The organism is Halovivax sp. (assembly GCA_007119345.1).
GTDB lineage: Archaea > Halobacteriota > Halobacteria > Halobacteriales > Natrialbaceae > Halovivax.
The window spans coordinates 1-12766 of record SKPV01000185.1 but is presented as its reverse complement, the minus strand read 5'-3'; the positions used below and the strand labels follow the sequence as shown (position 1 = coordinate 12766).

The window sequence follows — 12766 nt, the reverse complement described above, 5'->3', positions numbered from 1 at the left end:
TCCACCGATCCCGTCCGCCAGTTCAGTCCACCGATCCCGTCCGCCAGTTCAGTCCACCGATCCCGTCCGCCAGTTCAGTCCACCGATCCCGTCCGCCAGGCCGGTTTTATCCGTTGCGTCCGGTAGCCGTCCGTCTCATTTACGCTCGTACAAGTGCGACTGCCGGAACGGGAGGATAACTAACACGTATTATTATGGATGGAAAATATTAAACAGCGGCATAGCCTACGCCGGAGTACGCATGACCGAATACGTCTCGACCACGACGGGACTCTATCCGCTCCCGGACTGGGCGAAAGACGAGCTCTCGGACCTCAAGGGCCACCAGAAGCACGATCTCATCGACGGCGACGAAGGGCCGGAGATCCGCGAGCGGTACCGAACGGCTCGCACCGAAGTCCTCGATTTCCAGCGCGACGCCGGGCTCGACCGGATCGTCGAGGGACAACTCCGGTGGGACGACATGCTCGCGCACCCGCTGACGGTTCACGAGGACGTCGAGACTCGCGGAATCGTTCGCTACTACGACAACAATAATTTCTACCGTGAACCCGTGGTCGGCGAGGAGCTGTCGTTCTCGGGCGACGTCGCCGCCGAGCTCGATGCGGCGAGAGAGCACGTCCCAGCCGCGGACCTCCAGGCGGTACTCCCAGGGCCGTACTCGCTGGCCGACCTCGCGATCGACGAACACTACGGCGATGACGCCGCGTTCCTCGACGCCGTCGCCGACTACCTGGCGGCGGAGATCGAGGCGTTCCCCGCCCACGAGACGCTCATCCTGTGTGAACCCTCCCTCGCGACGTCGCCGCCGGTGGACGGACTGGACGAGCGTGCGGGCGAGGCGATCGACCGCGTTGCCGGAGCCACGGAAGCCGACGTCGTCGTCCACCCCTACTGGGACGCGCTGGAGGAGAAAGTGTACGCACACCTGCTCGACGCCGATATCGACGCCGTCGGATTCGACTTCGTCACGAACCGCGAGGACAACCTCTACAACCTCCAGGAGTACGGCGGGACCGACGACGTCCTCCTCGGCCTCGTCGACGGCCAGAACACGCTCCTGGAAGAACCCGGTGCGATCCGCGACCGAGCCGATTGGGTGTTCGAGCGCCTCCCGGTGAGCGAATTCGAGACCGTCTATCTCGCACCGAACACGGAGACGTTCTACCTGCCCTACGGGAAATTCGAGGCCAAACTCGAGGCGCTCGCCGACGCGGCCGCCCTCGCCGGGACGGAGGTGACCACGGCATGAGCGACACCAAAGACCAGTTCCGGCCCGAGGACCATCCGCACGACCACTTCCTGCTCACCACGGTCGTCGGCAGCTATCCGAAGCCCAAGTGGCTCAACCGCGCGCGGGAACTCTACGAGGACCCGGAGGTCGACTTCGACGACGAAAACTGGGAGGAGGCGACGAACGACGCCTCCCGACTGATCGCGAACGAGCACGAGCGGGCGGGCCTCGACGTCGTCGTGGACGGGGAGATGCGCCGCAACGAGATGGTCGAGTTCTTCGCCCACCGGATCGAGGGCTACGAGTTCAACGGACCGGTCAAGGTCTGGGGTCACAACTACTTCGACAAGCCCTCCGTCGTCGACGAGGTGTCTTACGACGAGACCTGGCTGGTCGAGGAGTACGAGTTCACCGCCTCGGTGTCGGACCGACCGGTCAAGGTGCCGATCACCGGGCCCTACACCCTCGCGAACTGGTCGTTCAACGAGGCCTACGACGACCTGGAGAGTCTCGCGTACGACCTCGCCGACCTCGTCAACGAGGAGATCGAAAAGCTCGTCGAGGCGGGCGCCAGGTACATCCAGATCGACGAGCCCGCCCTGGCGACGACTCCCGACGACCACGCCATCGTCGGCGGCTGTCTCGAACGCATCGTCGACGACGTTCCCGACGACGTCAGGGTCGGACTCCACGTCTGCTACGGCGACTACTCGCGGATCTACCCCGAGATCCTCGAGTTCCCCGTCGACGAGTTCGACCTCGAACTCGCCAACGGCGACTACGACCAGCTGGATGTGTTCAAAGACCCGGCGTTCACCAAAGATCTCGCACTCGGTGTCACGGACGCCCACGTCGCGGAGGTCGAATCGGTCGAGCAGATCGAACGGAACGTTCGGAAGGGACTGGAAGTCGTCCCGCCGGAGCAACTCGTGATCTCACCCGACTGCGGCCTGAAGCTCCTCCCCCGGGAGGTCGCCTACGGGAAGATGGCGAACATGTGCCGAGCGGTGCGAAACGTCGAGGCGGCTCTCGATGCGGGAGAAATCGACGTCGAACGCGAAGTTCCCCCGCCGGCGGACGACTGAAATCGGAGAGCTGGCTGTCGGATCGGGAACTAACGGGCGGATGGCTGTCGGATCGGGAACTAACGGGCGGATCGTCGACGTCGTATCAGCGAGAGAGCTCCACCTGACCGTCGCTGTGGACGGTAACGTCGTAGCCCCCGTACTCGAACCCGATCGAACCGGGTGCACGATCTCGGCCGTCGACGGTTGGGGAGAAGAGTGCGTCCAGTGCTTCCGGGTCCACGACGGCGTACAGCGGTTCGTACTCCGGGGGCTCGAGTTCGGTCGCATCGATCCCTTCGCGTTTTGCGATGGCTTCGACCACCGCCTGGCTCAAGGAGACGCCGGTCGAGTCCGCGCCACGCTGAGAGATTCCCATGTAGGGTTGTTTTCCCTTTATCGTTTAAATTTGCTGGCCCAACCGGTGGCCGGGCGACCGTCGGCTTCGGCGAGTCGACCGACGGTCGGTAGCAATACCGACGAATTCGAATATTCGTTCGACGATCGGGAGTCGATCGGTCCGGGTCGATCATCTGACAGTACGGGACTGACTACTCGCGGGCGCGCTCGAACGTTTCGATCGCCAGTTCGCGACGCTCGGCGTGGTCAACGATCGGCCCCGGGTACGCCGGGGCCAGCTCCTCGCGACGTTCCGGGGAGAGCTCGCACCATCGGTGGATATCGGTCGGGTCGACGTCCCGGAGTTCCGGGACGTACCGGCGCACGTACTCGCCATCCGGATCGAACCGCTCGCCCTGGGTCGTCGGGTTGAACACGCGGAAGTACGGTTGGGCGTCGGCGCCGGTCGAGGCGGCCCACTGCCACCCGCCGACGTCGTTGGCGGTTTCGTGGTCGGCGAGGCGCTCGCGGTACCAGTCGTATCCCCGCCGCCAGTCGATCAGGAGGTCCTTCGTGCAGAACGAGGCGACGATCATCCGAACGCGGTTGTGCACCCAGGCCTCCGCTCGGAGTTGTCGCATTCCGGCGTCGACGATCGGATAGCCGGTCTCCCCGGCTTTCCAGGCCGCGAGTTCGGCGGGATCGTTGCGCCACTCGATCGCTCCGGCGTGATCCGCGAGGTTCGTGGAGACCATCTCCGGGTTGTACCGGAGGACGTGCGCGTAGAACTCCCGCCAGGCGAGCTGCCTGCGGAACTCGTCGACCGAGTCCCGGTCGGCGTCGCCGTCGGCGCACCGACGGGCGCGCCCCGTCGCTGCATAGGTTTCGCGGACGCCGATCGTGCCCCACTTGAGGTGGACGGACAGCCGCGAAGTCGCCTCCGCGTCCGGCCGGTCCCGATCTTCGGCGTAGCGGTATATCGGCCCGTTGCAGAATGATTCGAGTCGGGCGACGGCCCGGTCCCTCCCGACCGCGGGCGTGGAGGCCGATGGATCGTCGAATCCGAGATCGGCCGCGCTCGGTATCGACTCACGCCCGATCGATGACGAGCGGATGTCCTCGCCGCGAGCGAGGGTGTCCGAGTCCGGAGCGGGCTCGGGATCGTCTTTCTCTCTGTCGCGCCACTTCTTCCAGAAGTACGAAAAGACGGAGTAGTGCTCGCCCCGTTCGGGCGCGATGGATCCCGGTTCGTGACAGTGCGCGTCGTCGACGGCGACGTGCTCTACGCGCTCGTCCTCCAGGGCGGCGACGACCGCCCGGTCGCGCACCCGTGCCAGACCGCTGTACCCTCGGTTCCAGACGACCGCCTCCGCCCCGAACTCGTCTGCGACGGCTGGGAGGACGTCGCACGGATCACCGTCGGTCAGGAGGAGGTCGCTTCCGCGATCGCGGTACCACTCGCGCAACGAACGCAGCGCCTCCCGCAGACCGGCGACGCGAGGGGGACCGGCGTGGCTCAGAATTTCGGGATCGAGGACGAAGACGGGCACGATCGAACCTCGTCCCGCGGCGACGGACAGGCCGCGGTTGTCCGGACCACGAAGGTCTGCCCGGTGCCAATGAACGATCACGACCGAGTAGAGCCCACGAAAACGCCTAACGGTTGCGCCCAACGGGAGCGGCGTTCGACCGCGGGCACCCGCCTCGACCCGCCGCGAAAATATCCGCGGTATCGAGGCCGTCCCGGCCGTTCGGGAAGGATATATCGAAATTCGTGATAGTCGGTAGTCGACGATTTACACGAGAAACTGACCGTCACGCATTCGTACGTGTCGCATAACTATGGGTGGGTACGGGGTGTGACAGCACAGCTCGCGATCCGCGGCCATCCGGGTCAGGCGGGTCGCGGTCCGAGAGAACCATGAAACTCGCACTCATCGGATTCGGTCAGGCGGGCGGCAAGATCGTCGACAGGTTCCTCGCGTATGACGAGCGCCGGGACGCGGGGTTCGTATCGGGCGCGATCGCGATCAACACCGCGTCGGCGGATCTCGCCGGCGTCGAACGCGTCCCCGAGGAGCGTCAGGTGCTGATCGGACAGTCCCGGGTCAAGGGCCACGGCGTCGGCGCCGACAACGAGCTCGGCGCGGAGATCGCCGAGGCGGACATCGACGAGATCCAGGCGGCGATCGACACGATCCCGGTACACGAGGTGGACGCGTTCATGATCGTCGCGGGCCTCGGCGGCGGGACCGGCTCCGGCGGCGCACCGGTACTCGCCACGCACCTCCAGTACCTGTACACCGTTCCAGTCTACGGCCTGGGGGTGGTGCCGGCGACGGACGAGGGGGGCGTCTACACCCTCAACGCGGCCAGGTCGTTCCGAACGTTCGTCGACGCGGTCGACAACCTGCTGGTCTTCGACAACGACGCCTGGCGACGAGCCGGCGAGTCGGTGGAGAGCGGCTACGGCGCCATCAACGAGGAGATCGTCCGGCGATTCGGGGTGATCTTCGGCGCCGGCGAGGTCCACCGGCGCCGGGACGTCGGCGAGAGCGTCGTCGACTCCTCGGAGGTCATCAACACGCTCGACGGCGGCGGCATCTCGACGCTAGGCTACGCCACCGAGACCGTCGATACGGGAGGCGGCGGGCTGGTATCCCGGTTCGTCGGCGCCGAGAAGGATCCGTACTCGGCCGCCGCGACGAATCGGATGACGAGCCTCGTCCGGAAGGCGACCCTCGGGCGGCTCACCCTCCCGTGCGAGATCTCGAGCACCGACAAGGCGCTGCTCGTCGCGTCCGGGCCGCCGTCGGCGCTCGACCGGAAAGGCATCGAGCGCGGCCGCTCCTGGCTCGAAGACGAAACGGGGAGCATGGAGGTTCGCGGCGGCGATTACCCGCGACCCGGCGACGACGAGGTCGGTGCGACGGTCCTCTGTTCGGGCGTCACCGACGTCCCCCGCATCGAACAACTCCAGCAGGTCGCCATCGAGGCCAACGAACGGACCGCGGAGATCGCGGCGAGTAGCCAGGAAGAGTTCGATGCGCTCGTCGACACCAGCGGCGAGCTGGACGCGCTGTTCTGAGTTCGCCGCACTCGAACGCTCCGGTCGTTCGGAACGTCACACGGTTCTGTGCGTCGAACACTTCGGTTTGGCTATCGGAGAGGCCCGAATTCGACGGCCCGAGGAGTAGCGTTCGCGACCGATTTTCCCCCAGTCGGCCCCGTGCCACGGCAAATCACACAATTTTAAGAGCGTTGAAGTGTCTCCTTCCGCCATGACCGTACGCCGTATCGACGTATCGGATCGCGAGAGTCTCGCAAACGCTCCCGCGAAACGCCGACGCGCTGGACCGACCCGCACCGGAACTGGTCGACACCGATGACCGACCGCTCGCTTCACCTGCCGGTCGCTTCACCGGACAGCGTCGAGCAGTTCGTCGAGTACGCGACGCTCGGCGAGAGCTGTGGCTACGAACACGCCTGGCTTCCGGAGACCTGGGGACGGGACGCGGTGACGGTCCTGACCCGCATTGCGACCGAAACGGATGAGATCGGGATCGGGCCGAGCATTCTGAACGTGTACTCCCGATCGCCGGCGCTGGTCGGTCAGACTGCAGCGACCCTGCAGGAGGTCTCTGACGGGCGGTTGCGTCTCGGCCTCGGCCCGAGCGGCCCCGCCGTTATCGAGGGCTGGCACGGCGAGTCCTTCGATCGGCCGCTCCGGCGGACGCGCGAGTTCATCGAGATCGTCCGGGCGGTCTGTAGCGGCGACCTCGTCGACTACGACGGTGAGATCTTCTCGCTCGGCGGATTCCGCCTGCGCGCTGACCCGCCGGAGACGCCCATCCCGGTCGACGCGGCCGGGATGGGGCCGAAGTCCGTCGAACTCGCCGGTCGGTTCGCCGACGGCTGGCACGCGACGGTCTTCACGCCCGACGGGTTTGGCGAGCGGCTCGAGGACCTCGAACGAGGCGTGGAACTCGGCGACCGCCGGCGCGAAGACGTGACGGCGACGCTGTCGCTCACGGCGGCCGTGCTCGAGGACGGCGACCGCGCCCGGGAACTGTGTCGGAACCACCTCGCGTTCTACGTCGGCGCCATGGGTACGTACTACAGAGAGTCCCTCTCCCGGCAGGGCTACGAGGCGGAGGCGACCGCGATCGCGGCAGCCGTCGCCAACGACGAGCGAGAGCGGGTCGGCGAGATCGTCGACGACGACCTCCTCGAGGACTTCGCGATCGTCGGCACTCCCGAGGAGGCGAGCGATCAGCTCGAGCGGTGGGACGGGATCGACGGCCTCGACGAGCTCGCGGTGAGCTTCCCGCGGGGAGCCACCGACCGAGAGGTGACGACCACGATCGAGGCCCTCGCGCCTGATCGCTAGACGCCGGAGGAATCCATCGGTCGCAGGATCGCGTTCACCGCGGTCCTGAATCCCGGACTCTCGCGGTACCAGAGCCAGCACCCGAGCACCGCGGCGACGAACGAGAACCCCACCACGGCGGCCGAGCCGATCGCGTAGGCCGCTCACGCGCTCCCGCCGACTGCGAACGGGTTCGCCGGATCGGCGTGAACGAACAGGAAGTACAGGGCGAACCTGCCCGTCGAGACCGTCGCCGCGACGTACAGCGGGGCGCCCAGCACGTAGTTTCGCGCCCAGATCAGAACGAGGGCGATCGTGGGGCCGACGTAACCGACGGCGAACGGGAACGTCCCCTGCCCGTCGACGAACGCGGCGTCCGTGGCCGCGTACGCGATGGCAACGATGGCTCCCGCGACGACGTGGGCCACGGACGCCACCGTCACGATGAGTCGTTGACCCAGGAGCGATCTGCCGACTTCGGCGGCTCAACTGTTGTTGGCGCCACCGAGCCGCCGACGACGGGTTCGGTGGTCGGGACGAGTCACTCGATCGGACGCGGACGCGTCGGTCCGGGCTGTCGACCGATGGAGAAGCATTCGATCGGTTGCGAACGCGTCGATCCGGGCTGGCGGCCGACGGAGTGTCACTCGGTCGGAAGCGCGGACGCGTCGATTTCCTCGCGGCGACCGTCGAGGATCGCGAACCGATCGTCCCGACGATGCTCGAGCCAGAAGAGCAGTCGCTCGGCCCAGCCCAGCTTCCGGGCCTTCTCGGCGTCGACGGTCGGATCGTCGAGATCCCAGCCGACGAACGCGAGCGCGTCGGCACCGAGGTGATCGGCGAGGAACGCCGCGCGGTCCCCGTCGGTGAATCCCCCGACGTTCACCACGTGTCCGCGGGGTTCCGCCTGCGTCGTCGGGAGGATCGATCCCGAAGGACAGGACGGCACCACCCGCTCGACTGCGGGGACGTTGTCCCCGTGAGCGTGTACGGCGACCGGCGTTCCGCGGCCGGCGAGGCGCTCGACCGTCTCCGGATTCTTGTCGAGGTCGGTCACCATGCAGTCGACGCGGATGCCGCGCGCTTCGAGTTCGTCGACTGCGGTCGACGCCGCGAACACGACATCGGCGGCCGCCGCGCGCTCGAGTTCGTCCGCGTCCGTCAACGACGGACCCGCTCCGGCGATCGCGACCGTCGCTCCCGCCACGAACGAGAGTCGTCCCTCGTCGAAGGGGCTCGAGAGTTCGTACAGGCGGTCCCTAGCGCGCTCGTCAGCCCGTCGGTCGTAGCCGAAGTCGGACAGGATCGCCTCGTACACCGGCTCCCAGCGCTTCCAGTCGACGCCCATGGCAGTTGCTACGCGGTTAGTCCCTCAATAATGGTTTGTCGTGGGCCGGGCCGCACCTCCAAAGTACCCCTACCCGAGAGGTGTCCCGGCTTCCATGCGCTCCTTCAGATGCCTCCGGTATAAGCTTTCTCTTCAGGATCCCGGACGGTACCCGGGGCCGTCAGACGCCCACTCCGCTCGCCCGTGCGTCCGCCATCTCGTGATTTCGGGCGAACTCCCTCGACGAACGGCCCCGACGCTCGGCCAGACTCCGCCGCGAGATCCAGATTTCGTATCGTCGGAACACGTCACCGCGGCGGTGAATCGTCCCGGACCCCTCAGCTTCGTCCCGGACCTCTCCGTTCAGCCCCGCGTCCGGTCGAACGCCTCGGTTCAGCCCCGAGTCCGGTCGAACGCCTCGGTTCAGCCCCGCGTCCGGTCGAACGCCTCGATTCAGCCCCGCGTCCGGTCGAACGCCTCGATTCAGCCCCGCGTCCGGTCGAACGCGTCAGCTCAGTTTTCCGTCCGTCCGAACGCATCGGCTCAGTCTCGCCTCTGTCCGAACGCGTCGCCGATCAGCGCCGCGTCCCGCGTCGCCGCGACGTCGTGGGTCCTGATCACGTCAGCACCGCGATCGACCGCGAGCGCGGTGGCGCCCAGGCTGGCCGCCAGCCGCTCGTCCGTCTCCCGGCCGACGAGTTCGCCGAGGAAATTCTTGCGGTTGATCGAGACCAGGACCGGCCGATCCAGCTTGCGAAAGTCCGCCAGTCGGTCGAACGTCTCCCGGTCGTTGGCGAGCGTCTTCGTCTCGCTCCAGCCGCCGAAGGCGGGATCGACGATCGTCTTCTCGGTCAGCGGCGCCTCCGCGAGCGCCGCCAGGAGCTTGTCGACGTACTCCGCGTCGGCGGCCCACTCCGGCGACTTCCGCGACGCCCAGTCGACCTCCTCGACGGCACCGGGTCGGCCGAGGTCGGGCGGGCTCGCCATCTTCACCACCGCGACGTCGTGTTCGGAACAGGTCTCGGCCATCGCGGGGTCCGCGAAGCCGCAGATGTCGTTTACCATGTCGAACCCGCGTGCGAGGGCCGCGTCGGCGACCTCCGCGTAGCGCGTTTCGATCGAGAAGACGGCGTCGCTGGCGACGCGCTCGATCGTCTCGATCGCCACGTCCAGCCGGTCGAGCTCCTCCTCGGCGGTGAGAACGTCGAACCGCTTGTTCGCCGATTCGAGGCCGACGTCCACGATGTCCGCCCCTTCGTCGATCAACTCCTCGTCCACGTAGCGAGCGGCCTCGGCGGGATCGTCGTAGACGCTCGGGTCGTACGGGGATTCTTCGCTGACGTTCAACACGCCCATGATTCGCGGCGGGTGACCGTCGCCGATCCCCAGCCCGGCCGCGTCGACGCTGTTCATGTCCCCGTCTGTGAAGCGAAGACGGATATGGGACCCGATTCCGGCGAGTCGGGTGGTCGGTCCCACCTCGCCGACGCTGGCGAGCGCGACGTCGATCGACAAAACGCGTCAATTCTTCGACGACGGAACCGCCCCGAGCGGCTATTCGAACGCCTCGAACTCGCCCTCGCCGCAGGTGCAGTCCGCGGAGACGCCGATCGGACGGATCCGTCCGTCGGGCTGACACTCGGCGACGTAGACGGAGTCACACGACCGACAGACCGCGAACAGCTTCGACGCCGCGTTTGTTTGACTCATACCGATTCATTGGACCGATTCACGGATGGCGGTTCGGCCAAGGTGTTTTGGCAAGAAGCGCGGTCGGCGACGACCCCACGCCTCGTCGTACGAGCCGGACGGTGGGATTTTACGGTCTCGGTCCCGAATCGCGTGCATGCAACGGGATCAGTGGTCCGGTACTCGGCTCCAACGGGGTCGGCGGTTCGCCAGGAGCGTCCCACGGCACCGGCGGTTCGACAAGGCCGTCCCGCGAGACCGACGGTTCGCCAGGGCTGGCCGACGGGACCAGCGGCTCGCCACGATCGTTCGAACGGCGAGCGCACGGACGGACGTCGCGACGGATTCGGATGCGAGAAGCCCACGATTCGGGGGCCGAGGAGCGTGACGGACGGAGCGTCGGGCGGGTCCGACGCCCGCAGTCCGCCCGCGGTCGCGGTCGTCGACGCCGAGACGCCGGGAAACGTCGGAACGATCGCCCGAGCGATGAAGAACTTCGGCTTCGAGGAGCTGCTGCTGGTGGATCCTCCCTCGCTCGATCCCGACGGCGAGGCCTACGGTTTCGCGGGCCACGCCCGACGGGACGTCCTCCCGAACGCGCGCGAACTCACCTTCGAGGCGCTCGTCTCGAAGTATCACACCGTCGGCTGCACCGCCATCACCAACGAGGACGATCGCAACCACGTGCGCTTTCCGTACTCGACCCCCGCGGAGCTCGCCGAGCGGCTCCCCCGAGTCGACGCGCCCACCGCGCTGGTCTTCGGTCGCGAACGCGTCGGTCTCACCAACGAGGAACTGGCCGAGATCGACGAAATCTGCGCGATCCCCGCGAGCGCCGAGTACCCCGTCCTGAACCTCGGACAGGCGGCAACCGTCACCCTCTACGAGCTCCGCGAGCTCGCCCTGGAGGCGACCCAGCTGCCCGACGTCGAACGCACTCGCGCCCCGGAACCCCTGATCGAGCGCTCGTACGACGCGTGGGAGGCGCTGCTCGCGGAGATCAACCACCCGGCCGAGAAACGGGAGAAGACGATGCGGATGCTGCGCCGGCTATTCGGGCGCGCCGATCCCACCAGCCGCGAGATCAACACGATCATCGGGATCCTTCGGCGAGCGACCGAGCGGCCGGAGCTCGAGGGGAGATCCGCGGCGGACGACGGTGGCCCAGAACGGTCGCGCGACTCGGCCGAGGGGCGCGCCGACACCCGGGACGACGATCCCTTCGGCCGCCGGACTGAAGACGGGATCGACGATCCGACAGGGTGCCTGACCGGAGACCGGGATCGACGATCCGGCCGAGGATCGGATCGAGTGGAGGACTGACGAACCCGCCGGAGAGCGACGCGAATCGACGGAACCCCGATTCGGGCGGCTCAGGCGCGCCGTTGGATCTCTTCGCGGAGCAACCGACTCACGAGGTCGCCGTCGGCCTTGCCCCGGAGCTCCCCCATACACTCGCCCATGAGGCCGGAGAACGCCTGCATCCCTTCCGCCGCGACCTGCGCCTCGTTACGGTCGACGACCGCGACCACCGTCTCGCGAACGTCGTCCTCGCCGACGCCGCCGAGATCCTCGGCTTCGAGGGCCGTCTCGGCGGACCGGTCCGGTTCGCGCGCCAGCGCGGTGAGCAAGTCCGGGATACCCTCGTTGGGCAGGTCGCCCTCGCTCGCCAGGCCGAGGACGTCCCCGAGGTGCTCGTCCGAGAGCTCGGCGACGGGGACGTCGTCCCGGCGCAACTCCGTGAGCGTCGATTCGAGCGTGCTCGCGGCGAGCGTCGGGTCGACCCCGTCCTCGACGACGGACTCGAAGAGCGGCATTCGCGGTCCGAAGGCGACCTGCTCGGCGAGCCCCGCGTCCAGGTCGTACTCGGCTCGATACCGGTCGACCTTCTCGGTCAGCAGTTCGGGCGTCGGCACCTCGCTCGGATCCGGCTCGACCGGTGGCACGTCCGTTTCGGGATACATCCGGGCGGCGCCCGGCAGCGGACGCAGGTATCGAGTCGTCCCGTCGTCGTTCGCGCCGCGGGTCTCCTCTGGCACGCCCTCGATCGCCGTCGCGGCCCGATCCGCGACCGCGTCGATCGCGGTCTCGGCGACGTCGGTCGCCGCGGCCACGATGGCCACGGCGTCCGACTCGTCGGCCCCGACCGCCTCGCGCAGGGCGGCGACCTCCTCGTCGGTCACGCCGTAGGCCGGCAGTTCGTCGGTGTGGAAGATGCCGCCGGCGCCGTGGCGCTTCGCGTAGTCCGACAGCTCCGTCCCGAGCCGACGGTCGGGGGCGATCTCGCGGCCCACGAGGCCGACGAACCCGGACAGCGGGACGGCCATCACCTCGCCGCCGTCGTCCAGTGCACCGCGAATAACGCCGCTGTCGGTGTCCTCGAACGTCTCGGTGACGTCGGCCGGTTCGCCGACCGATCCGCTCCGCTCTCCGAGTTCGTCCGCGATCTCCACGAGCGCGACCTGACGCTCGACTTCGGTGCGGACGATGTCCTCGATGTCGTCGAGGCTCTGGACGCCCTTGATCTCGACGCGGGCGCCGCGCTCGATGGAGACGTTGACGTCCTGGCGGATGGTCCCGAGTCCGCGCTTGACTTTGCCGGTCGACCGAAGCAACATCCCGATTCGCTCGGCCGCTTCGCGGGCCTGCTCCGGCGACCGGATGTCCGGACTCGTGCCGATTTCGACGAGCGGAATGCCGAGTCGGTCGAGGCTGTAGCGAACGCCGTCGTCGGTCTCGGCGAC

The 12766-nt window shown here is 67.6% G+C and carries 10 protein-coding genes and 2 pseudogenes; 5 read left to right on the top strand and 7 right to left on the bottom strand.

Annotated elements, in window-relative coordinates; genetic code table 11:
• The first annotated feature begins 241 nt into the window (after positions 1 to 241).
• On the top strand, positions 242 to 1252 hold the full coding sequence (locus QZT59_RS12585) for a 5-methyltetrahydropteroyltriglutamate--homocysteine methyltransferase (RefSeq protein ID WP_290816658.1): 1011 nt from the start codon (positions 242 to 244) through the stop codon (positions 1250 to 1252).
• Entirely contained in the window at positions 1249 to 2319 is a 1071-nt protein-coding gene (locus tag QZT59_RS12580) for a methionine synthase (RefSeq protein WP_290816655.1), read from the top strand. The genes QZT59_RS12585 and QZT59_RS12580 overlap by 4 nt, the downstream gene beginning before the upstream one ends.
• Before the next feature lie 85 nt (positions 2320 to 2404).
• On the opposite strand, the gene QZT59_RS12575 is transcribed toward QZT59_RS12580, so the two are convergent.
• Positions 2405 to 2677, bottom strand: coding sequence for a HalOD1 output domain-containing protein (locus QZT59_RS12575; protein ID WP_290816652.1), 273 nt, complete (start codon positions 2675 to 2677; stop codon positions 2405 to 2407).
• A gap of 172 nt (positions 2678 to 2849) precedes the next feature.
• On the bottom strand, positions 2850 to 4268 hold the full coding sequence (locus QZT59_RS12570) for a deoxyribodipyrimidine photo-lyase (protein ID WP_290816649.1): 1419 nt from the start codon (positions 4266 to 4268) through the stop codon (positions 2850 to 2852).
• A 290-nt stretch (positions 4269 to 4558) separates the two neighbouring features.
• Here QZT59_RS12570 and QZT59_RS12565 point away from each other — a divergent pair, with 290 nt between their 5' ends.
• Positions 4559 to 5725 carry a tubulin/FtsZ family protein gene (locus tag QZT59_RS12565; protein WP_290816646.1) on the top strand — a complete coding sequence of 389 codons (1167 nt, stop codon included), beginning with the start codon at positions 4559 to 4561 and terminating at the stop codon, positions 5723 to 5725.
• Between the two features lie 297 nt (positions 5726 to 6022).
• Positions 6023 to 7027, top strand: a complete 1005-nt coding sequence (locus tag QZT59_RS12560) for a TIGR04024 family LLM class F420-dependent oxidoreductase (RefSeq protein WP_290816643.1) — start codon at positions 6023 to 6025, stop codon at positions 7025 to 7027.
• Between the two features lie 143 nt (positions 7028 to 7170).
• Here the strand turns inward: QZT59_RS12560 and QZT59_RS12555 are convergent, their stop codons facing one another.
• The 4 genes and pseudogenes from QZT59_RS12555 to QZT59_RS12540 form a co-directional block, all read right to left on the bottom strand.
• Positions 7171 to 7449: a hypothetical protein gene (locus tag QZT59_RS12555; protein WP_290816640.1), complete on the bottom strand. Its 279-nt coding sequence runs from the start codon at positions 7447 to 7449 to the stop codon at positions 7171 to 7173.
• A 200-nt stretch (positions 7450 to 7649) separates the two neighbouring features.
• Entirely contained in the window at positions 7650 to 8354 is a 705-nt protein-coding gene (locus QZT59_RS12550; protein ID WP_290816637.1) for a 6-hydroxymethylpterin diphosphokinase MptE-like protein, read from the bottom strand.
• 531 nt (positions 8355 to 8885) lie between these two features.
• Positions 8886 to 9746 (bottom strand): annotated as a pseudogene (gene folP, locus QZT59_RS12545) (dihydropteroate synthase); the annotation flags it as partial.
• A gap of 141 nt (positions 9747 to 9887) precedes the next feature.
• A complete protein-coding gene (locus QZT59_RS12540; RefSeq protein ID WP_290816631.1) occupies positions 9888 to 10043 on the bottom strand; it encodes a hypothetical protein in 156 nt (51 codons plus the stop codon).
• Positions 10044 to 10406: 363 nt separating this feature from the next.
• Here QZT59_RS12540 and QZT59_RS12535 point away from each other — a divergent pair.
• Positions 10407 to 11150, top strand: a pseudogene (locus tag QZT59_RS12535) (RNA methyltransferase); the annotation flags it as partial.
• 245 nt (positions 11151 to 11395) lie between these two features.
• Here the strand turns inward: QZT59_RS12535 and gatE are convergent.
• Positions 11396 to 12766 (bottom strand): Glu-tRNA(Gln) amidotransferase subunit GatE (gene gatE / locus QZT59_RS12530; protein ID WP_290816628.1); only part of this gene is annotated, 1371 nt, incomplete at its 5' end.